Source organism: Clostridium sp. AM25-23AC, from assembly GCF_003435125.1.
GTDB classification, from domain to species: domain Bacteria; phylum Bacillota; class Clostridia; order Lachnospirales; family Lachnospiraceae; genus Pilosibacter; species Pilosibacter fragilis.
This window is the reverse complement of sequence record NZ_QWGI01000029.1, coordinates 1-22,554: the sequence shown is the minus strand read 5'-3', so window position 1 is coordinate 22,554 and position 22,554 is coordinate 1. Positions and strand designations below refer to the sequence as shown.

Below are 22,554 nucleotides of genomic sequence, written 5' to 3'. Positions count from 1 at the left end.
TGGGAGATTCCGCTGGGAGTATAGAAGAGACAGTAGGGAATTGACAAGAAAAGAGGAAATAAAATGCCGGTAGTAGAGGAGACATATGATATTGTAGTTGTCGGCGCGGGCCATGCGGGATGCGAGGCGGCGCTTGCGGCAGCGAGACTTGGGTTTGAGACGATCATGTTTACGGTCAGCGTGGACAGCATTGCCCTGATGCCATGCAACCCGAACGTCGGAGGAAGTTCCAAGGGACATCTTGTCCGTGAGCTGGATGCCCTCGGCGGTGAGATGGGCAAAAATATTGATAAAACGTTTATCCAGTCGAAGATGTTGAATGAATCCAAGGGACCGGCGGTCCACTCCCTGCGTGCTCAGGCGGACAAGCAGGAGTACACGAGATCCATGCGCCGCGTCCTGGAGAACACGGATCATCTGACGATCCGACAGGCGGAGATTGCTGAGATCCTCACGGAGGAAATCCCGGGCGAGTACGGAACCTTTAAGAGGGAGCATGAGGGGCAGCAGGAGAGCAGTTATCCGGTGAAAAAGCGGATCGTGGGTGTAAAAACCTACTCCGGCGCGGTCTATAGGTGCCGTGAGGTGGTTCTTGCTACAGGTGTTTATCTCCGTGCAAGATGTATTTACGGCGATGTGAGCAACCCGACGGGACCGAATGGTCTGCAGGCGGCGAACCATCTGACAGATTCCTTAAAGGCGAACGGAATCGAAATGTACCGTTTTAAGACGGGAACACCGGCGAGAGCGGATAAGAGAAGTATCGATTTCTCCAAAATGGAAGAGCAGTTTGGAGATAAGCGGGTCGTTCCGTTCTCATTTTCTACGGATCCGGAGTCGATACAGAAGGAACAGATCTCCTGCTGGCTGACGTATACGAATGAGAAGACCCATGAGATCATCCGGAACAACCTGGAACGTTCCCCATTATTCTCCGGTGCCATCGAGGGAACCGGTCCGAGATACTGCCCGTCCATCGAGGATAAGGTCGTAAAATTCCCGGATAAGGAGCGTCATCAGGTGTTTGTGGAGCCGGAGGGACTCTACACGAATGAGATGTACCTCGGCGGAATGTCCAGCTCCCTGCCGGAGGATGTTCAGTATGCCATGTACCGGACGGTTCCGGGACTGGAAAATATCAAAATTGTTCGAAATGCATATGCAATTGAGTATGATTGCATCAATCCGAGACAGTTAAAGGCGTCCCTGGAGTTTAAAAATATTGACGGACTGTTCTCCGGCGGCCAGTTTAACGGAAGCTCCGGATATGAGGAGGCAGCCGTTCAGGGCTTTATGGCCGGTGTGAACGCGGCGAGAAAACTGCAGGAGAAGAGCGCGGTGGTTCTTGATCGTTCCCAGGCGTATATCGGGGTCCTTATCGATGATCTTGTGACAAAGGAAAATCATGAGCCGTACCGCATGATGACATCGAGAGCGGAGTACCGTCTGCTCCTGCGTCAGGACAATGCGGATCTCAGACTTCGCGGGATCGGACATGAGATCGGTCTTGTATCCGATGAACAGTACGAGTATGTACTTTGGAAAGAAAAGGCCATTGAGGCGGAGATCGCACGTCTCGAGAAGACGAATATCGGTGCGAACGAGAAGGTTCAGACGTTCCTGGAGGCTCATGGAAGTACGGCGTTAAAGTCCGGAAGTACACTGGCGGAGCTCATTAAGAGACCAGAATTAAATTATGGGATGCTGGCGGAGTTAGATGAAAAGAGGCCGGAGCTTCCGGCGGATGTGCGGGAACAGGTTGACATAAATCTGAAATATGACGGATATATCCGCAGACAGAAGCAGCAGGTGGCACAGTTTAAGAAGCTTGAGGGAAGAAAAATCCCGGCGGATCTCGACTATACAACGGTAAACAGTTTAAGAAGAGAGGCTGTCCAGAAGCTGAATCTCTATAAGCCGGAGAATATCGGACAGGCATCGAGAATTTCCGGCGTTTCACCGGCAGATATCTCTGTCCTGATGGTGCATTTAGAGCAGATGGGAAGGAAATAATTTGATGACAGATGAATTTGTAAAATTATTGGATCAGGGCTGCGCGGATCTTGGAATCGAGCTTTCGGATCAGCAGAAAGAGCAGTTTTTTAAATATTATGAGATGCTGATCGAGAAGAATAAGGTGATGAACCTCACGGCGATCACAGAGCTTTCCGATGTGATCACGAAGCATTTTGTGGACAGCCTTCTGCTTGTTCTGGCTGCGCCGGAGCTTGGGTTAAAGCTGGACGGATCCGCAGAATACAGCTGTATCGATGTGGGTACGGGTGCAGGATTTCCGGGAATTCCGTTAAAGATTGCGTTTCCGGGACTGAAGGTCACACTGCTTGATTCTTTAAATAAGAGAGTGGGATTCTTAAATGAGGTGATAGAGGCACTGGGACTTACGGATATTACGGCTGTCCATGGACGTGCCGAGGACTACGGACGCGATGCGAAATACCGGGAACAGTACGACATCTGCGTATCCCGGGCGGTGGCAAATATGTCCACCCTTTCCGAGTACTGTATCCCGTTTGTGAAAAAGGGCGGATATTTTATCCCGTATAAATCCGGAAAAGCTGACGAGGAGATTGCCCAGGCGAGATCTGCTGTGAAGAAGCTTGGCGGAGAGATGAAGGATATTATCGTAAAGGTTCTTCCGGAGACGGACGTGGAACGCACCTTTGTTCCGGTAAAGAAGATGGCAATCACAGCGAAGAAATATCCGAGAAAAGCGGGACTTCCGGGGAAGGAACCGTTAAAGTAAAAAAAGTAAAATTTAAAGAAAAATTGAGAACTTCATTATCTTTATAAATTAGGATAATGGGGTTCTTTTTTTGCCATGAAGGAGATAAAAATGTCACGATGTTTCACGTGAAACATTTGCGATGGAACATCGGTAGATTGATAACAGAGCAGAAATAGATAAGCTGTTGGAAAGCAATTGAAATAAATCAGGCGTCGCTGCCAGAAGAGAAGCAGCGGCGCCTTTTTGTAGTTAATAGGAATGTTTCACGTGAAACATTGAAATATGGTTGTGTGAAACTAGTTAAAGAACATCTGCACGGTTGCGCTGACTTCCTCTGGATTTTCGAGCTGAGGAAGATGCCTGGTGTTGGCGATGGTGCTGGACTCGATTGCTGGGTTACATTTAGTATATTCTTCGATTGTCAGGTCGATATCCGGTTCGGCTTCGCCGCCGAGAATGTAGATGCTGTTGTTGATTTTTTCCAGAGTCTTTGTAATATTACATTTTGTGTAGTTGCACTGGACGCTGGCGTAGATAGATTTCGGGGAGTCGCCGAGGTGGGCGGACTCATGGTATTTGTCGATGTTGTGGGGATTCACATCGTACGGGTTATAGAAGTAACTCTCGGAGAAGGTCTTGGAGATTATACTTCTTGCGGATGCAAAATTGTAGAGAAGTGTTCCAATGATCGGGAGATCAAGGATAAACTTATAACATTTTGCGGATTTTCCCGGAATATGGCTGCAGGAGAGGAGAGAATCCGGGTTGATGAACATCATCTGCTCAAAGAGATCCGGATTGTATCCACAGGCCATTGTCACGATCGGAGCGGACGCACCGGTGGCGACAATATTTGTGCGGCGGCCGATCTCGGATTTTACGAAATCATTTAACAGCTGCACATAGAGAAAATTCGTGTAAGTAAGGTTTGGCTTTTCGGAACGGCCACAGCCTAAAAGGTCGATGGTGTAAACCGTGTAGTATTCTTTTAAAAGCGGAATCAGGGAATCCCACTCGCAGCTGCTGGACGCATGTGTCAGGTCGTGAACGAGAAGAAGCGGCTTTCCGGTTCCTGTTTTTGTATAGTAGATATTGCCGAGTCTCCAACGATAGCAACGTGGTTCCGGCTGGGTAAGAAGATTCCTTGCAACGGCAGACATTTTGATGTATTTATTGATCAGCGCAGTTCCGACAGCCGCGCCGGCAGACAGGAGAACGGCAGTGATGATTTTGTTTTTTGCTTTCATAAATTCACCTCGAAATTAGATGATAGGGTATAGAAATATAGTGGGAATACTGTGAGAGAAGAGAAGTAGTTTTATCACTTTTCTCTAAGGTAAACCTTGATTATATTATAATATAATTGATAGAGAGATACAACAGGCGAAAGTGTGAAATGTTTCTGAAGAATATGCGTTACCGTTTGCGAAAGGCGAATAGCGATAAATATGAATGTTTCACGTGAAACATTTGCGGGGAGCAAAACAGAACACATAGAAAGGAAAAAGAAAGGTCAGAAGAAAGACCAAAAGAAACGCTAAAGGAAGACCAAAGGAAGACCAAAAGAAGAACCAAAAGAAGGACCAAAAGAAGGACCAAAAGAAGGACCAAAAAGAAACGCCAAAAGAAAAGACCAAATAAAGGGAAAAGGGTATAGTGAAAAGATAACGATAAAAATCATAATGTTTCACGTGAAACATCAATGAACCACAAGAAGAAAAATCGAGAAGAGAGTATAGTGTTTCATGTGAAACACTTGCCACATGGAACTCGGAAAATATGGCTTATAGGATTTACAAAAATGTTTCACGTGAAACATTTTTAATTTTATAGGGTAAATCAATAGGAAAATAGGAAAAATTGTGTTATACTAAGTTTCGCTAATGTTTTGATAGTAAATAGTAGAAGAAAAATAGAGAAAAGCCCGTGAAAAAACCGGATTTTATGGTAAATCTGGGCTGAATCGAGAGAGATACACGATAAAAAGAGTAGAGCTGACCTGCGGAAAGGATAGAGGTATGGGACGTATTATTGCAATTACAAATCAAAAAGGCGGTGTCGGAAAGACGACGACAGCTATTAATTTGTCGGCCTGCCTGGCTGAAGCAGGGCAGAGAGTGTTGACGGTTGACTTTGATCCGCAGGGAAACACGACAAGCGGGCTTGGATTGGAAAAAGGAAATATTGACAATACTGTATACGAACTGCTGATGGGGGAGTGCACCGTGGAAGAGTGCGTTAATCCCAGCATCCAGGAGCGACTGGATGTGATGCCGTCGGATGTTGATCTGGCGGGAGCAGAGATCGAGCTTCTTGATATGGAAGAAAAGGAGAGCATCCTCAAGAAAAATCTGGAACTGCTGGATGGAAAATATGATTTTATCATCATCGACTGCCCACCGTCCCTGAACCTTCTTACGATCAATGCGCTGACCGCGGCAAATACGGTACTTGTCCCGATCCAATGTGAATATTACGCACTGGAAGGATTAAGCCAGGTGTTAAAAACAGTAAATCTTGTTCAGAAAAAGCTGAATCCGGCACTGGAAGTAGAGGGCGTTGTGTTTACGATGTATGATTCCAGAACTAATCTGTCCCTGGAAGTTGTAGAGAACGTAAAAGAGCATCTGAATGAAAATATTTACAAGACAATTATTCCGAGAAACGTCAGACTGGCAGAAGCACCGAGCTACGGGATGCCGATTAATCTCTATGACAGCCGGTCATCAGGGGCAGAGAGCTACAGACTTTTAGCAGCGGAAGTCATCAGCAGAGGAGAGGAATTATAATGGCGAAGCGTGGTTTAGGTAAAGGTTTAGGCGCGTTCTTCGGGGAAGAAGTTACAGCTACGAAAGAGAACGCTGCGGAAAAAGTAAGCAGAAGTGAGAGAAAAGAGCACCTGATGGCAAATCAGGGAACTGCTAAAAATACAGAAAAAAATGGAACCGGGGCAGAGAGTGACAGCGGAAAAGCAGCAAAGAAAGCAGGAAATACGGCTGTAAGCACTGACGCAGCTAAAAAGAATAATTCCCGGAATGCCGGTAATTCTGAGCCGGTTGTCGTAGAAAAAGTGGTTGAGAAGATCGTTGAGAAACCGGTCGAAAAGATCGTCGAGAAAATCGTTGAGAAACCGGTTGAGAAGATCGTTGAAAAAGTGGTAGAAAAACCCGTTGAAAAGATCGTAGAAAAACCGGTAGAGCAGACACTAAAGCTTAACCTGATCGAGCCGAACAGTGAGCAGCCGCGAAAGAATTTCGACGAAGAAAGTCTTCAGGAGCTGGCGGACTCTATCAGGCAGTATGGAATTTTACAGCCGTTGATCGTCCAGAAAAAGGGCAATCACTACGAGATCATCGCCGGTGAGCGCCGTTGGCGCGCCGCAAAGCTTGCGGGGATCACGGATGTCCCGGTGCTGATCCGCGAGTATGATAAGCAGCAGACGATGGAGATCGCGCTGATCGAGAACGTCCAGCGTGCGGATCTGAATCCGATCGAGGAAGCACAGGCGTTCCAGCAGCTGATCCAGGAGTTCCATCTCACACAGGAAGAGATTGCGAACCGCGTATCCAAGAACCGCGCAACGATCACAAACAGCATGCGTCTTCTGAAGCTTGATGTCCGTGTACAGGATATGCTGGCAGACGGAAAGATCTCCAGCGGACATGCGAGAGCGCTTCTTGGTCTTGAGGAAGGCGAACGCCAGTACCAGGTTGCGGTGAAGATCACCGAGGAAAAATTAAGCGTCCGCGACGTGGAAAAGCTCGTGAAGATGATGAACCGCCCGCCGAAGGAGAAGAAGCCGGAAAAAGGACCGGATATCGATCTGATCTACCGTCAGGTGGAGGACAAATTAAAGTCCATCATGGGCACGAAGGTTGTCATCAACCAGAAAGACAAAAATAAAGGAAGAATCGAGATCGAGTATTACTCCCAGGAAGAGTTAGAGCGCTTGATCGAGCTCATGGAATCCTTGAGGGCATAACCAATCAATAATCCAGCGTAACTATTCAGTATCTTCATAGTTACACGCAAAAATCCATTCCAGATCAGCTTCGCTGATGGGATTTTTGGAAAGAAAATGCTGAAAAAGCCGACTGTATTTAGGGTTTTCTGAAATTTAGCAAAAAGCAGAAAGCAGGCATTTGCCCAAGATGAAAGCTAAATGAAAAGGAAGCTGACGAACAGGAAAAAATTGAACGAAAAAGACTAAAATCACGAAACGCACAGACACATACGGAAGGACAGAAAATAAAATATGGAAAACAGTATGTTATACAATCTTCCCATCGATCCAATGGCACTGATCATCGGATTTTCAATCCTGTCATTGGTATTATTGATCGTGGTGATCATTTGTATTGTGAAGCTCAATAAACTATACCGCAGATACGATATCTTCATGCGCGGAAAAGACGCGGAGACACTGGAAGATACGATCATGGACATGATGGATGAGATGGAGGAGCTGCAGGCGAAAGACCGGGCCAGCAAGGATGCAATGAAACAGCTGTCCAAGCAGATCAAGTCCTCATTCCAGAAATTCGGATACGTCAAGTATAACGCGTTCAAGGGCATGGGCGGCAACTTAAGCTTTGTTATTGCAATGTTGGACAACAACAACAGTGGTTTCGTACTGGATGTTGTTCACAGCCGTGAGGGCTGCTACATTTACTTAAAAGAGGTAGAGGAAGGTGCGACAGAAGTTCTCCTCGGCGGAGAAGAGCAGGAAGCGCTGGAGCAGGCCCTGGGCTATGTAAAGCGCCCGACTATGGATGAGCGCCTTGCAATAAAGGAAAAGGCCGAAAACGGCAGGAAAAAAGAGTTAAAAGGCGGCTCCGGAGAGCAGGATATCGAGGTTCCGAGCAGCGAGCGTAAGAAGAGCGAGCGCATGAAAGAACTGAGAAAACGCCAGGCAGAGCGCCGCGAGGATGAAGAAGAACGTGTAAAGCAGTATGCGGATGCATACGATGTGGAAGAGATTGAGATCGAGACAGACAACATCGAGGATTTTGATGCGATGCCGGATGATTTCAACGGCGAGGATAAAGGAGATTATTGATCCATATGCATAAATTTTTACGTGCAGCTGGTTTCAGCATGTATACAAAGAAAAAGGATATCGAAAAGCTTCTGGATCTGCTGGAACGGCAGCCGTCGATAACGAAGTGCGTCCAGGTCGATGAGGAGAGCAACGTGTGCGAAATGCGCGCGGAAGTCGCCCCGGGACTTGGAATCTCGATCGTCGGAGAGCTGAACGAAGAGGGGAATTTCGAGCGGGAATACTACTTCCCGTACCTGGAGAGCAATGTCGTCGGCTCCACGGAGGAGTGCTCCGTCCAGAGACACACGGAGAAAGAGACCTACTCCGGCATGGTGGATGAGAATAGAGTTGGCATCACGCTGATCTTCTACATCCAGAATTTCCTGGATTTCCGGGAGAAAATGCTGGATAAAGAGCACCACTCCAGAATCGGATCGGTCTGCTTTTCTGGCATGTCCATCGGCGGAAAGGTCCTTCTTCCAATCAAGAAAAGCCAGAAACAGATCCAGAAGGCAAAAGTTTCCGCAAAAGAACGCAGCAGCCTGATCGAGGCCGCAAAAAACGGGGACGAGGACGCCATGGAGACCCTGACCATCGAGGATATTGACCTCTATTCCCAGATCTCCAGAAGAGCCATGAAGGAAGATCTCTACTCCATTATCGACTCCTGCTTCATGCCCTGCGGAGTGGAGTGCGACCAGTATTCCATTATCGGAGAAATCAAAGAAGTTGAGAAAATCCGAAATATTTATACAAAAGAAGAGATTTATCGCATGAAGATCGAGAGCCATGACCTGGAATTCATGGTCTGCATCAACAGCAGGGACCTCTTAGGAGAACCGCAGCCGGGCCGCCGTTTTAAAGGACAGATCTGGATGCAGGGTACCTTAAATCTGGTACCTTACAAGGCGGGACCGATGGATCAAAAGCGATAAAAAGTATAGACAACAAACAGAATCATGGGGGTATAATAAAAACAGATTATCTCATTCGAATCAGCTTGAATTTACCAAAAAAACAAAGACTGACATGCAGTTTCCTGCGATCTCGAAGATATAGAGACAGAGGAAAATGCTTTTTTATTAAACCGGAATCCATAGAACAGGGGAGGAACTGTAGTTTATATGGAAGATTACGATATTATGACCAGAGAAGAGGCCGAAAAGAAGATGGAAGTGCTCCGGCAGATCTTCCCGATCGTCCGCCTTGTGCGTGGGTATACGGTGATGGATCTGAATGGAAAAACGGGAGCGATGGAAGGCCTGGACAAGATGGAGACAGCCCCTCCCTGCGAATGTTTTGCTTTCTGGCAGAAGAATGAACCATGCAGAAACTGCATCAGCCAGAGAATGATGGAAGAGCATGGCCAAACATCAAAGCTGGAATTTCTCGGCAGAGAGATGTACCAGGTGACGGCGAGATACGTGGAGATCGACGGCGAGCCGTATGTGATGGAGATGCTGCAGAAGCAGGACAGCCAGAACTTTATCGATGAGGACGGATGCAAAAAGCTCATAGGAAGCCTGATGAAATATAACCATATGGTCTACATGGATGCCCTCACAGGAGTCTACAACCGCCGTTATTTTGAGGATGAGATAAAAAATAAGACCAACACAGCGGGAGTCGCTGTGATCGATATGGACTATCTGAAGGTCATTAACGATACATATGGACACCGGGCGGGTGACCATGCCATTGAGATGATGGTCAACGTGATCCGACAGAATATCCGGAAGACGGACAGCCTGATCCGGTACGGCGGAGACGAATTCCTCCTGATCCTGCCGGAAATCAGCAAGGACAGCTTCAACGAAAAATTAAAAATGATCCAGGAAAAGATCCACGATACCGCTATTGCGGATTACGGAAATCTCCGCCTTTCTGTCAGCATCGGAGGTGTGATCACCCGCGACGGCGAGAGTATCGAGGAGGCAGTTCTCAGGGCCGACCGCCTGATGTATTTCGCGAAAGACCAGAAAAACATGGTTATCACGGAGGAAAAGACCGAGTATCTGGACGAGACGATGCAGGAATATTTAAGGACACAGACCATCAAGCCGAAGATCCTCATCGTTGACGATTCCGATATGAACCGCGAGCTCCTGACAGAGATCCTGAAACAGGATTATGAGATCCTGGAGGCAGAAAACGGCGAAGCTGCCTTAAAGATGCTGGAGCAGTATGGAACAGGTATCGCCCTTGTGATGCTGGACCTTGTGATGCCGAAGATGGATGGATTCCAGGTCCTGACGGTGATGAATGAGAGACGCCTGCTGGAGGATATTCCGGTCATCATGATCTCCAGCGAGGACTCCGGGAAATATATCAGTGAAGCTTACGGATTCGGCGTCAGCGACTATATCAGGAGACCATTTGACGCGAGAGTCGTATACCAGCGCGTGTTAAATACGATCAAGCTGTACTCCAAACAGCGCCGCCAGCTCCGCCTTGTAACATCCCAGATCCGGGAAAAAGAGCGCAGCAACCGTATTATGATCGGTATTTTAAGCCAGATTGTTGAATTCCGAAACAGCGAGAGCGGACCACATGTCATTCACCTGAATATCGTATCGAGACTGCTTTTAGAGCAGCTGATCAAAAAGAAAAACAAATACCATCTTTCCTGGCAGGAGATCGGTCTGATCGCTACGGCGTCGGCGCTCCATGATATCGGAAAGATCAATATCGATGAGAAGATATTAAACAAACCTGGTAAATTAACAAAAGAGGAATTTGAGATCATGAAGACCCACACGACCATTGGTGCGACCATGATCGGAAAGATCGATCTGTACCACAGTGAGCGCCTTGTACAGCTTGCTTACGAGATCTGCAGATGGCACCATGAGCGCTGGGATGGAAAGGGTTATCCGGATGGCTTGAAGGGAGACGAGATCCCGATCTCCGCCCAAGTCGTATCCGTGGCGGACGTCCACGATGCCCTGGTCAGCGAGCGTGTCTACAAAAAAGCATATCCGCATGAGGTAGCGATCCAGATGATCTTAAACGGAGAATGCGGGAACTTCAACCCATTGATTTTAGAGTGTATGCTGGATATCCAGGATGAGATCCGCCGGAAGATCAGCGTTACGAGCACGGAGGACTTCGTAAGGGACGCGGATGCGCAGGAAAACATGGATATTGCCAACATGCAGTTAAATCCGCTGATGATGGAGTAAAAAAGTACCTGGCCGGATACTGAGAAGCAGATCCAGCCGGAGCAGGGCAGGTGGCAAGTGTGAAAAAAACAACTTTGTTAAAAAATTATCGGGGGGGGGTATTCCAATGAATATAGCCCAGGAAATTTATGAATCTATCCAGGAATTATATCAGGAGATCATCAAAGTTGACCTGAAGACGGGAAAAGCGACAATCCTCCACAGCATCACGGATCCTTCAGACCGCGGAAAAGAATGTATCTGGGACAGCCAGTTAGAGAAATACATGAAAAATAAGATCCAACCGTCGGATCACGAGAGGATGAGAGACAACTTTTGCCTGCGGCATCTGAGAAATGAATGCGAAAAGGGCAAAGGTCTGTTCTCCAACAACTTTTCGACGATGAACGGGAAACTGCCGGATAACCATGTTACGGTGCTGGCGTTCGCGCCGGGAAACGACAGTCAGGAAAAGGTTTATGTCCTGCTGCGCAAGGCCGGACAGGAATACTTTATGTGGTCCATCGCGAATCAGTATGTATCATCGACCTGCGATTATTTTATTTATCTGGACGCGAAGCATAACAGCTACCAGATGTTCAGCAGCCGGGCGGGAACCCCGCTTCCTCCGGTGATATGCAATGATTACGAAGGATCCAAGATCGAATACGTGAGGAAATATGTGGTGGAGGAAGATCAGGAGATGGTGATGCGTGAGATGCAGATATCCCGGATCCAGGAGGTCCTGGAACACAACGAGGTCCACAGCTTCACCTGCGGGATTATGGAGCACGGAGGCTACAAGAGAAAGCGCCTGGACTACCGCTATTACGATAAAGAATGCCAGATGATCCTGTTCTCCAGGACAGACGTGACGAACGTCTATCTCGAGGAGCAGAAGAAGAGCCAGAGGATGGAGGAGCTGCTCTTAAAAGCCCAGACAGACCCACTCACGAAGATCTGCAACTTCCAGGCGACCTTTGATGCCATCAGCGAGAAGCTGACGGATACGGATGACAATTACGCGTTTTGTTTCGTGGATCTCGACAATTTCAAACAGATCAACGATACCATGGGTCATCTGGCCGGGGATGAGGTCCTTCGCCAGGTGGCGGACGTTTTAAAGGACGTGGCGGGCCCGGAGAATCTCGTGGGCCGTGTCGGCGGGGACGAGTTTGTCGTATTTGTAAAGACGGAGCAGGACCGCGCCAGGGAGACCGCGGAAAAGATCCTCGCGGGGATCCAGAACATTACCGTAGAAGGAAGAAACAGTACAAGGATCTCCGGCAGTGTCGGGATCGCCATTGCGCCGCGGGACGGCAGAGACTATTACGCCCTCTTAAAACGGGCGGATGCCTGTCTCTACCAGGCAAAATCAGAAGGAAAAGATCGCTGGTACGGCGAGAAGGAAGGACAGGAGAATATATAAAGAAACGCCCCAGGGCAGCCGGGAAAGCTGCTCTGGGGCGTTTTTGCGGTGCGTTACAGATCATACCGCATCCGGAAGCGTTCCAGAAGCGTCAGATTCTTACGGCTGGACCGGATCATCGTCAGGAACCGGTATAGGAGCCGCAGCTCATATTCCTTCAGGACCTCACCACCGTAATAGTATTTCTCCATCAGCTCATTCACACGGGTGTAAAGTCCCGGCTCGTAATCCAGAAGGATCCTGGAGAGCCGCGCTTCCGTCTTGCCGCAGTTCCATCCGGGATGGATGGAGATCCCGAAGAAGAGAGGCGAATGGCGGATCGCCTGGAACATCATGCCGGCCCGGTCGCCCGGAGGCAGTTCCAGAATGCCTAAAAGCCGCCGCTCCGTGATCAGATGGCGGAATTCCAGGAGGACGATGCCGATTCCCTTGAAAAGGAGAACGACCAGCAGGATGCCCCACAGGATGTTTACGGCGGTCTTTAACTGGTCGATGACCTCGGAGTCCGGACGTTTTCCGGCGTGCAGGGAATCCGGGGCATCCACTTCCTCGCCGCTGTCCTCCAGAGCCGCTGTCCTCTGGATATCACCGGGAACCTGTGCCATCTGTAAGAGCGCGTAGGTATCATAGTAGAATCCGGGTGTCACATCCACCGGGATCCAGCCCATGCCGTCCATGTAGACCTCTACCCACGCGTGGGCATCGGAGGAGGTGAGCTGTACATCCCTGCCGCCCGCGGCCTCGATAGCGCGGCTGCTTAAAAAGTAACCTTCCGCGTAACGCGCCGGGATATCGCAAGGACATCAAGTCCCTCCAGCGCGGAAGACAGCCGCTGCAGAAAAGCGGCATAGCAGTTATTATCATGGGTCGGATCCCAGCCTGCGGAGGCAGAGACGGTAAGCCCGTCCGGGACAGGAACACGGTCCAACGGATAAAAGACATAACGCCCAGGTCCTGCCGGAGTAAACCAGTTCCCAAGCGGTTCGCCGCCTTCAGCCAGGGACCAGCCGGGGAAGATGGAATTCAGGGTATCGGGGCTGCCCCATTCATCCTTGTGATCAAGATAATACTGCTGCATCTGATTAAAAAAGCAGATGCCATCCCCGGCCTTTTCCTCAATTGTCTTCTTAAACAGGTTCCGGATCTGGTCTGCCAGGTGGTAGAGGTCGAATGGCTTATTTTCAAGCTCGATCTTACCGACCTCAATCCGGGACATATCGAGAACTTCGTTGATAACGGTCAGAAGGAACTCGGAAAGCTGCTCTGCCTTCACGATATAGTCCTCGGTGCTGTGCCCGTGAAGCTGGCGGTGCGCCAGGTTCAGCATACCGATAATTCCGTTTAACGGAGTACGGATCTCATGGGACATCTCTGAGAGGTAAGCGGATTTCGACTGGCTTACGTTCTCGGCGGCCTCGAGATCTGCCCGCATCTCATCAAGCTGTCTCTTTTCCTCCGTGATATCCCGGAAGTGGAACAGGTCCATCCCGTCTTTCCTTGTCACAGAAAGGCGGTAGCAGGCATCCATCCCGAGCGGTTCGATATCCATCAGGATCGGACGTTTTCCGTCCCACGCGTTATATTCTTTCCGAAGCCGCTTCGCCTGTTCCTCAGGAAGCTTCGGGGAAAGGCAGAGAACGTCGTTCTTAAAATGTTCCTTCGTAAGACCTAACTGCCGTTCAAAATCCTTTGTCACATAGAGTGGAAAAAGGTCCGAAGAGCGGAGAAGAAAACAGGGGTCATCCACGAGGTCAAACCCGTTAAGACTCCCCTTGTCGTCAGACTTGTTAAAATTTAACCTGCGCCAGGACAGACGCAGATGAAGAAAAACGATCAGCAGGCACGCCGCGACCAGCAATTCTGCAAAAAACAGAAATATCAATACCTTGTGTTCCCCCAGCCACGCGAGCTGAAACGCAATATTTTCCATATTCTATCCCCAATGTAAATTTGTAGCCGGTTACTTCCGATCCGCCGTCATTGCCTACTGCGGATCGAGCTTTTCAATCGCCTGGATCGTGCGGTCATATTCCTCATGGACGCGTGCGAAAAGTGATTTGCTCTCATCGTCCAGAGTATTGTTTCCGCGGAGCTTTTCGGTCAGATCGGAGCTGGCATCAAATAAAGCAGTAAATCCGAGGTTCAGGCAGATCCCCTTCAAAGTGTGGGATGCGCGGAACGCCTCCGCGCCGTCACCGCTCTCAATCGCGGCCTGCAGCTGCCCAAAACTCGGATCATTTAAAAATTTCAACGCGAACTTCCTGACAAGACTCTCCGAAACGAGTCTCCCGGTAACTCCCTCATAATCGCCGCACATCATTTGGTAGCATTCTCTTAATGTCATATGTATGGTCCCCTTTTGCAAGTGTGTTGTTTCATATATTTATATATAGATGGTTTTATTATAACTTTCAAAGGATAAAACTTCAACCGGATAATGGGGGGATCAGGGTTGTTTCATGAAGACCATGTGCCAACGATTCCTGCTTTCAGCAGTCTCGATCATGCTACATACACCGCTGAAGTGCATTGGTATACTTGCTTACTCTGAAAAAAAGTGCAAATTATCCCTATCTCCTTTACAGTACCTTTTTTCAGAGGTATTCTTTATACATAGTCAATACAGACCGGCTATGCCTTTAAACACATACTGTTCCCGCAAATCTGCATTGTCACAAAAACAGTCCATCATCTCTGTCATTATATTTGTGATACCTGTCTCGTGCATTGCCAGGCGCAGGATGTTATATGCATATTTTCTGATGAGCGCCAGATTATTTCGGGATTTTTTGGCAGGTGAGCGATCTTCCCTGAATGTGTTGTCCAACACATGATGGAGCCGGTTCTCTATTGACCAGTGCATTCTTTTTATGCTGCCCAGTTCCTCTGCGGTAAGAATAAGGTCTGATATCAGTGCGGTACACGGAATATCCTTTCCGGCCCCTTCTCCCGCATTACAGGTTCTGGAATTTCGCCTTTTTTCTTTTTAGCAGCTTCCGCTTCCAGTTTGTCCATGAACGTATGGATCTCCTCATAAGCCTCTGGTTGGTTTTTCTTTACGGTAAGCACAAAATGTCCTTCCTGTTCATGGATCTGTTCCATGCTTGCGGTCTGCGTTCCAATCGCATCAATCGTTATGATACTTCCACTGATATCCAGAAGATTCAATAATTCAGGAATCATCGCAATCTCATTCGTCTTTGAATCTACAGGAAGCTGTGCAGGCAGCAATCCCCGGACAGTTTCCACTACATTCAAAATCATTGGAGTTGCCGCACATTTTGTCTTTTCCGTTGCGCCGCAGAGTGCTTTCCCGTCAATCGCAAGATGGGTATTCTTCGAGTCCACGATCTCTCCAATCCATTCCATAAAAGCACACAAGGCTAATTCCTCATCAATTCCGCTCAGCATCCGACTAATCGTGGAAGGCGAGGCGATCCCGTATTTCAATTCCATATGTTTCCGCAGCCATTCCAGGTTGTTCTTGCACCAGTTAAGACTCCTGCGGATCGTTGTCCTGCCACAAAGAAATCCGATTGTGACACATACCAGCATTTCTGCCAGATCGTGTCTTTTCTCTCTGTCGCATCGATAATCCGGGATCTGCCTGAAATAATGAATCAGTTTTTCTGTCAGAAATGGTTTTTCAGCACATTTCCAGAGCCACCTGTATTTTCTCCAGAAGTTCCTGCTGTTCCTCATTCACTTTTGAAATGATTTCCGTTTTATCCAGACATACTAAATAGATGGTCTCTAACTTGCGCAGTTCTTCCAGACCCACGCCCCATTTTTTATATATTCTGCGGGACAGGGACGATATTTGAGCTGCAAACTGATAACGAAAATCTGATTCGTTTTTCATCGTTCGTTTTTTCTGGATATAAGAAGTTGGAGATTGCCTTAAAAGAATAATGGAGAGCACATCTTCCCAATCATCCCCTAAGGGTTTTTCCAGTCATCCGGGCACAATTCCCAGACAGCTTTTGAAAACCCGTATTCCCATACTTCTGCATCTGTTAAAGATACCTTCCTTTTGTTGCTTTGTATTACCCCCTCCGGAGTAATAATGCCGATATAAGTATCGACTGGCTGCGGATATTTTTTTCCTTTTACACGCCGGGATGTTCTTTTATAAAGATAATAAGAATCCCCCTTTTTTTTCACGGTAGTCCCTTTTACGCGATGTTTTTGAACCCATTCCGGATATTTTTTCTCAGTTACTGGCATAATGCCCTCCCTTCCGTATAGATATAGCATACCTATACTGTATAGACGTTATACCTCTACTTGAACAAAAAGTCGAGGGTTATACACGCTTATGTATAGCATGTATAACCCTCGATGAAATCTGACCTTTTTAGACTTTTAAAATATCTTCATGAAACAACCCTGTGGGGGGATTTCCAAGAATATCCGGCAAAAGATTACTATACACGGTTCCTGAATTGAAACATCAGCCAAAACTCACAAATCACAGATCAGAGGAACACGGAGGCGAAAAAACATTGGTCCGCATACCGGAACGTGACGACCCCGTGATAATGTTCCGCGATCGAGCGGACCGAGGCGGTTCCGGTTCCAAACCCGTCATGCTTCGTCGAGAGAAAACGTCCGTTTTCCTCCACCGGGGCGGAGGAGCAGGAATTATCGACCGTCAGGGCAAGGTGGCTGTTCTCCTCCTTCGCGCGGAGCCGGATAAACGGGTTGCTGCCGGTATATTCCCGGCAGGCATCTAGGGCATTTTCGAGAAGATTCCCGAGGACCGAGCAGAACTCTGCCTCATTCATGGAAAGCTTCTGCGGGACTGCCATGCTGACGGAAATATCGACACCGGATTTCCTCGCCTCATCGACATAATAGTTGACCATCGTATTTACCGCGTAATTCTCGCACCAGGTACAGAACGTATCCGGCGGGAGCATCTGACGGTACTGTGCAATGTACGCCTTTAGCTCCTCCGTCTTCCCGCTGTTTAAATAGTGGTCGATCACATTCAGGTGCTGGCGGAGATCATGTCTCGCCTGTCGGACGCTCTCGATGTGACGGCTTAACTGCTGGTACTGTGCCTTCTGCATTGCAAGAAGCGTCTCCTGGTGGGCGGCCCGCTCCTTTATGGAAAGGGGGTGTGGCGATATGGAAAAACAGATGAGTATGAAGAAAAGCAGACGATTACCTGGAATGATATTTCTTCTTGCATTGCTGATGACGATCATGATTCCGTTTGCGGCATTTGCGGAAGAGTTCAGCTGTACTGTAAACCTTCCGGTGAAGGTACAGATAGATGGAAAGAACCCGCCGTCACTGGACTATAAGTTCAAGATCGAGGCGGAAAACAATGCGCCGCTTCCGGAGGTGACTGAGGTCACCGTGAATGCTGCAGAAACCGGAACAGTGGAATTCGGCCCGATCACTTACAAGCGCCCGGGCAACTACATCTACCACATTACGCAGATTACGGATAATCGGTTGAATCTCACTTATGACAGCCGTACCTATGCTGTGACGGTTCAGATTTTAAGAAGCGAGGACAATACGCTTCATGCGGAGATCGTTGCCAGCACAGGAAGCGCAAACGGCAGCAAGGCCAGCGAGATCGTATTTGCGAACAAATATAGCAGACCGAGCTCCGGCGGAAGCGGCAGTGATGACAATTATGATCCGAGTCCTAGACCACCGCGTAAACCAGACGGTAACTCTAACGGCTCTCCAACACCGGTCAACGCGCCGAGCGCTGTTTCACCGGCTGAGAACACAAAGATTACTCCGCCAAACCCGGAATTCCCGGAGGCAAGTTCTGTAGCTGACGCACAGAACACAAGAAAACTCTCTGCCGGAAACCCGGCAACCAGTGACACCACGCACAGAGTCCTCTGGACCATGTTGAGCGTTGGTTCCGGTGTTCTTCTCCTCGCATTGATCCTGTGGAAACGCAGATCGGGACGGGGCGGAAGAGAAGTAAATTTCAGATCAGAACAGATGGCTTCCACCGTGCGGGAGAGATCCTGCAGGGTGGGAGCTTTTTTGTGGATGTTTTTTCATGTCAGATATTGACAAAATGGCGACATATGGTAAAATGATAGCCAGTTGCGACTTACGATGATTCATCAAGAGTGTTGTTTTGCTATACAAAAACAACACTCTTTTATTTTTACCCGAGGCCTCAGGAAACCTCTTGAACTGCCTCTTAAAATTACAAACCGAAAATTAAAAAGAATCCTTGAAGAGGATTGTAAAAAATTCATAAACCGGCAAAGCAGTCGAAAGGCTGTGACGCAAAGCTATAGGGCCTGTAAAATGGCAGCCAGTTGCACTTTGAAGAGTATTGTAAAATGCGCTTTAGGTGCCTTTACAATACTCTTCTTGTTTGGATTTTTTTCATGAATCAATGAGGAGTTTTTTTATGAAAAAAGGTATCGTTTTAAAGCTTGCAATGTTTGTTGCAGCTTTTGCAATCAGCACATTTGCTCCGTCTATGACCGCAGCAGCAGCTTCCTATGATGATGAGTTCGTAGCTCTGATCAACCAGAAGCGTGCAGCAAATGGTCTTCAGCCGGTTTCTTTAAATAGCACTCTTGACAATGCAGCAGAGACAAGAGCAGAAGTGCTCACAGAGAAGTTTTCCTACCAGCGTCCGGATGGCCGCCGCGAATTCACAGTTCTCGATGACAACAATATCGCAGATAATTTTGTTGGTGAGTGCTACAGCGCAGGTCAGGCAACACCGAAGGAAGCTCTTGATAACATGATGCAGTATGACTTCTTCGAGAAGAAGTCATGAGCGAAGACGCTAAGACAGTTGGCGTTGGTCACTACAACGGTGGTGAGTATGGCGATTACTGGGACGTTCTTTTTACAGCCCCGGCAGCAACAGATAGAGCAGAATTCGCACAGGAAGTACTTGATCTCGTAAACGTACAGCGTGCCAACAACGGCCTTAGCCCAGTCGTTCTTGGTGATGAGAAATTAAACGCAGCTGCTCAGCAGCGTGCCGTTGAGATCGCAACCGTTACTTCCCATATACGTCCAGATGGAACAAGCTGCTTTACAGTCCTCGATGACTTCAATGTAACGGATGAAGCTACAGGCGAGAACGCAGCATGGGGACAGGTAACTCCGGAAGAGGTCGTTAACGACTGGATGAATTCCGAAGGACACCGCGCAAACATTTTAAATCCAGACGCTCACAAGATGGGCTTTGGATACTACAGCGACAACAGCTCCGAGTGGGGCCGCCAGTGGATTCAGATCTTCACAGAGTAATCTGTTTTAGATAAAAAAATTTCTTCTTCATACATTTATATTTAAATTTTCTGCCATCACCAGAAAAAACTCTTACCGCACGATCCCAGCAAATCGTGCGGTAATTTTTTACCCCTCCTTGACTTTCCAACGTCTGTTTGGTAAGATATATATCGTAGTTTTTCAAAGACTACATGTCCCAGTAGCTCAGTTGGATAGAGCACATGCCGTCTAAGAAGTAACCATAGTTAAAGCCGTGGAACTTAAAAAGGTGGTAACAAAGAGTCCGATTTGAACAATGGCATATAGAAATGTCGAAATAAGAAATCAGATGATTCATCACGAAAGTGATTGAGTTCATAAAGTTGGTTGCCGTGACCGAAAAGGCTGAAAAAGCCCGAAAATACGGCATTTGTTCCCATAGTTAAATGGATATAACAAGCGTCTCCTAAGGTTGCGTTACAACGGTCACCTCAAAAAAACTAAATAAGGGATTGCAGTTCGATTTTGATCGGGCTATAATCATATATCAGACACGTCCATATAGCTCAGCTGGATAGAGCACACGCCTCCTAAGCGTGGGGTCGGAGGTTCAAATCCTCTTATGGACGCCAGTGAACAACGCCGAAAGCCTTTGTTTTCAAGGGTTTTCGGCTTTTCTTATATGAAAAGGCACGAAAAAGCTCTTTCACTGTATGAGATAGAATTCTACTCCAAAATTTGATTTTTGACAAGCCCTCCAGAATCGAACGGTTGTTATAAGACAAAATCGCCAGCTAATTTTTAGCAGAAAACAGGCTGTTCTTGCTAATGAAAAAGCCCTTCCTGCTAATCAGCCCCAAAATCGTGCCAAAAATCCAGCTAATCAAAAAAGGCGGATGTTTTGAGTACCATGCAGTTATAGCAGATAAAATTGAATATCGTTATCTACATAGAGCGTCTATTTGCCCCGCATTGGGGATGGATAGGCGCTCTTTTTTTATGCCCAAAACCATGGGCAAATACAAGAGATTGGAGGTGTTTTATTTGAGCAAGCCTGTTTATGCCGCAGACAAGCCGAGCGACTGTCATTACTGCTACTTCTGGACGAATGGCAGAAAGGGTTGCCGTCTGGGTAGAAATAATTGCTACTACTTAATCTCTTTGCCACCGAAACCCAAGTCGGAATGTGATGGCTGTCCCTATGGGCGAGATCACCCGTGCATTGGCTGGTGTACGAAGAAGGTTATGCGTGAAGTGGGGCTTCGTTGATATGGATGCGTATGAACAGGAATACCGCTTCTGCTATTTTGCCCGATGTCCTCACGAAAAGACGGATACGACTTTCTGCAGCGTTCTACTGACAACAGAAAGTTTTCCGCAGAAAGAAAGTGGTGAAGCCGTGTGAGTTTTGATTATTTTTACGGTCAGCAATCCGAGCTATTCACATTCTATCGAGTTCCGAAGGTGTTGTTCACGAACGAGAGGTTTTGGAATATTTCTGCCGATGCCAAGATGCTGTATGGCATTTTGCTTGACCGCATGAGCCTGTCTGCCAAGAATGGTTGGATCGATCAAAACGGTCGAGTGTATATCATTTTTACAATCGACGAAGCGAAGATGGCTCTGAACTGTGCTGAACAAAAGGCTATCAAGCTGCTCAGTGAACTTGAGGAGAAAGCAGGATTGATTGAACGTAAGCGCCAGGGTTTGGGAAAGCCCAACCTGATCTATGTGAAGAACTTTATCTCTGCTGTGGATTCACAACTCTTGAATTGTGAAAATCACAATTCTGGAACAATGGAAATCACAACTCAAGAACTTCCGAAATCACAATGTAATAATACTGATATTAAAAATACTGAATTTAGTGATACTGATTCTATCTTTCCTTCCGGAAATGGTGGAATGATGGACGAGAATGACCGGTATCAAGAATACTTTGATTATTTCTCGGATCAGCTCAGTATGGATTTGTTGAAGAAGGATTACCCTTACGATTCCGAAATGTTGGATAACATTCTGGAGTTGATCGTTGAAACAGTTTGCACGAAGCGACCATTGATTCGCATTGGTGCAGAGGAACGTCCAGCAGAAATTGTCCGCAGTCGGTTTATGAAACTGAATGTCGAACACATTCGATATGTTATGTCCTGGAGGTACATTAAAGAAGAAAGACATTCACTGGAGAGAAACAGTAATCTTGGTATATATTTTGATAGGAATCCGCTTCTATAAATGAATACACAGTACTGATTCCATAGAATATCACTACACATAGCAAATGATTTGCTGCTTTTTATTTTTATCAGGGTAGTCCATAGTGGGCTGCCTTTTGTTATACAAAATGGAGACAATCAGGGAATCTGTAAAAAGAGGCATGGGCGGCGCAATTTACGGTATTGCAAGTGTTACTATATTTGTTAGATTTTTACAAATATACCCTGTACACAAAAATTTCACTTGTAATCTGGCAGGATATCGGCTACACTTTACTCATTCCAATCTGATAGGAAGGATAAGAAAGAGTATGAGAAAGAAATGGATTTTTACCGGAGTGGCATTTGCACTTGCAATGACCTTGACCGGATGCAGAGATAATGCGGCAGCCAGTATTCCGCAGCAAAGCAGCCAGGAGCAGACGAAGGAGCAGACACAGATGATCCCTATGGAGGAGGCACAGGAAGCGGCGTTAAAAGCAGCGGATATTGAAGCGGCAGATGCAGACATTTCAGCCACGACCTTAAGTGAGGTGGCGGGAGTGGCCTGCTATAAGGTGGAATTTACTTCCGGAGAGTATGCCTACTCCTACACGATCAATGCACAGACAGGAGCTGTCATGGAAATGAGCAGCCAGGAACAGAATGCACAGACTTCCGGGACGCAGACGGAGACGGCAGACCCCGCTGCCTCGGCTCCGGCACAGACCTCAGGTTCAGCCTCAGCCCAGGCACAGACC

General features: G+C 47.5%; 21 protein-coding genes, 1 tRNA gene and 1 riboswitch. Of the genes, 14 read left to right on the top strand and 8 right to left on the bottom strand.

Going from position 1 to position 22,554, the window contains the following annotated elements; translation table 11 throughout:
* Positions 1–63 precede the first annotated feature (63 nt).
* Positions 64–2,013, top strand: coding sequence for a tRNA uridine-5-carboxymethylaminomethyl(34) synthesis enzyme MnmG (gene mnmG / locus DW677_RS14680; RefSeq protein WP_117552767.1), 1,950 nt, complete (start codon positions 64–66; stop codon positions 2,011–2,013).
* A gap of 4 nt (positions 2,014–2,017) precedes the next feature.
* The gene (gene rsmG / locus DW677_RS14675) at positions 2,018–2,764 is read left to right on the top strand and encodes a 16S rRNA (guanine(527)-N(7))-methyltransferase RsmG (RefSeq protein ID WP_117567693.1); all 747 of its coding nucleotides are present in this window, start codon (positions 2,018–2,020) and stop codon (positions 2,762–2,764) included.
* A gap of 278 nt (positions 2,765–3,042) precedes the next feature.
* Here the strand turns inward: rsmG and DW677_RS14670 are convergent, their stop codons facing one another.
* Positions 3,043–3,993 (bottom strand): alpha/beta hydrolase, encoded by a 951-nt coding sequence (locus DW677_RS14670; RefSeq protein ID WP_117567692.1) that lies wholly within the window; start codon positions 3,991–3,993, stop codon positions 3,043–3,045.
* A 771-nt stretch (positions 3,994–4,764) separates the two neighbouring features.
* On the opposite strand from DW677_RS14670, the gene DW677_RS14665 reads away from it, so the two are divergent.
* The 6 genes from DW677_RS14665 (at position 4,765) to DW677_RS14640 (ending at position 12,377) form a co-directional block, all read left to right on the top strand.
* Positions 4,765–5,535, top strand: a complete 771-nt coding sequence (locus DW677_RS14665) for an AAA family ATPase (protein ID WP_117471086.1) — start codon at positions 4,765–4,767, stop codon at positions 5,533–5,535.
* Positions 5,535–6,728 (top strand): ParB/RepB/Spo0J family partition protein, encoded by a 1,194-nt coding sequence (locus tag DW677_RS14660; protein ID WP_117567691.1) that lies wholly within the window; start codon positions 5,535–5,537, stop codon positions 6,726–6,728. Before DW677_RS14665 ends, DW677_RS14660 begins: the two co-directional genes overlap by 1 nt.
* Positions 6,729–7,013: 285 nt before the next feature.
* Positions 7,014–7,805, top strand: coding sequence for a DUF4446 family protein (locus DW677_RS19205; protein WP_347473197.1), 792 nt, complete (start codon positions 7,014–7,016; stop codon positions 7,803–7,805).
* Positions 7,806–7,810: 5 nt separating this feature from the next.
* Positions 7,811–8,722 (top strand): DUF3881 family protein, encoded by a 912-nt coding sequence (locus DW677_RS14650; protein WP_117471089.1) that lies wholly within the window; start codon positions 7,811–7,813, stop codon positions 8,720–8,722.
* A 189-nt stretch (positions 8,723–8,911) separates the two neighbouring features.
* Positions 8,912–10,969, top strand: a complete 2,058-nt coding sequence (locus DW677_RS14645; protein ID WP_117567690.1) for a diguanylate cyclase — start codon at positions 8,912–8,914, stop codon at positions 10,967–10,969.
* 106 nt (positions 10,970–11,075) lie between these two features.
* Positions 11,076–12,377, top strand: coding sequence for a GGDEF domain-containing protein (locus tag DW677_RS14640; RefSeq protein WP_117567689.1), 1,302 nt, complete (start codon positions 11,076–11,078; stop codon positions 12,375–12,377).
* Between the two features lie 53 nt (positions 12,378–12,430).
* Here the strand turns inward: DW677_RS14640 and DW677_RS14635 are convergent, their stop codons facing one another.
* From DW677_RS14635 to DW677_RS14610, 7 genes are all read right to left on the bottom strand, one after another.
* Positions 12,431–13,054 carry a hypothetical protein gene (locus DW677_RS14635; RefSeq protein WP_242992190.1) on the bottom strand — a complete coding sequence of 208 codons (624 nt, stop codon included), beginning with the start codon at positions 13,052–13,054 and terminating at the stop codon, positions 12,431–12,433.
* Between the two features lie 80 nt (positions 13,055–13,134).
* Positions 13,135–14,307, bottom strand: coding sequence for a histidine kinase dimerization/phospho-acceptor domain-containing protein (locus DW677_RS14630; protein ID WP_117567687.1), 1,173 nt, complete (start codon positions 14,305–14,307; stop codon positions 13,135–13,137).
* A 54-nt stretch (positions 14,308–14,361) separates the two neighbouring features.
* On the bottom strand, positions 14,362–14,721 hold the full coding sequence (locus DW677_RS14625) for an Hpt domain-containing protein (protein WP_117472387.1): 360 nt from the start codon (positions 14,719–14,721) through the stop codon (positions 14,362–14,364).
* 566 nt (positions 14,722–15,287) lie between these two features.
* A complete protein-coding gene (locus tag DW677_RS14620) occupies positions 15,288–16,079 on the bottom strand; it encodes an ISAs1 family transposase (protein WP_242992189.1) in 792 nt (263 codons plus the stop codon).
* Positions 16,024–16,239, bottom strand: coding sequence for a hypothetical protein (locus tag DW677_RS18865; RefSeq protein ID WP_242992191.1), 216 nt, complete (start codon positions 16,237–16,239; stop codon positions 16,024–16,026). Before DW677_RS18865 ends, DW677_RS14620 begins: the two co-directional genes overlap by 56 nt.
* Before the next feature lie 77 nt (positions 16,240–16,316).
* Positions 16,317–16,604, bottom strand: a complete 288-nt coding sequence (locus DW677_RS18860; protein ID WP_242992188.1) for a hypothetical protein — start codon at positions 16,602–16,604, stop codon at positions 16,317–16,319.
* Between the two features lie 251 nt (positions 16,605–16,855).
* Positions 16,856–17,452 (bottom strand): GHKL domain-containing protein, encoded by a 597-nt coding sequence (locus tag DW677_RS14610; RefSeq protein WP_165859924.1) that lies wholly within the window; start codon positions 17,450–17,452, stop codon positions 16,856–16,858.
* Positions 17,453–17,510: 58 nt separating this feature from the next.
* Here DW677_RS14610 and DW677_RS14605 point away from each other — a divergent pair, with 58 nt between their 5' ends.
* From DW677_RS14605 to DW677_RS14570, 6 genes are all read left to right on the top strand, one after another.
* Entirely contained in the window at positions 17,511–18,428 is a 918-nt protein-coding gene (locus tag DW677_RS14605) for an FctA domain-containing protein (protein ID WP_181968372.1), read from the top strand.
* Between the two features lie 186 nt (positions 18,429–18,614).
* Positions 18,615–18,690, top strand: a riboswitch (cyclic di-GMP riboswitch).
* An 87-nt stretch (positions 18,691–18,777) separates the two neighbouring features.
* Positions 18,778–19,155, top strand: a complete 378-nt coding sequence (locus DW677_RS14600; RefSeq protein WP_165859926.1) for a CAP domain-containing protein — start codon at positions 18,778–18,780, stop codon at positions 19,153–19,155.
* Positions 19,152–19,637, top strand: a complete 486-nt coding sequence (locus DW677_RS14595) for a CAP domain-containing protein (protein ID WP_117567685.1) — start codon at positions 19,152–19,154, stop codon at positions 19,635–19,637. Before DW677_RS14600 ends, DW677_RS14595 begins: the two co-directional genes overlap by 4 nt.
* A gap of 516 nt (positions 19,638–20,153) precedes the next feature.
* A tRNA-Arg gene (locus tag DW677_RS14590) sits at positions 20,154–20,230 on the top strand.
* Positions 20,231–20,999: 769 nt separating this feature from the next.
* Positions 21,000–21,833: a replication initiator protein A gene (locus DW677_RS14575; protein WP_242992187.1), complete on the top strand. Its 834-nt coding sequence runs from the start codon at positions 21,000–21,002 to the stop codon at positions 21,831–21,833.
* Between the two features lie 292 nt (positions 21,834–22,125).
* Positions 22,126–22,554 (top strand): PepSY domain-containing protein (locus tag DW677_RS14570; RefSeq protein ID WP_181968371.1); only part of this gene is annotated, 429 nt, incomplete at its 3' end.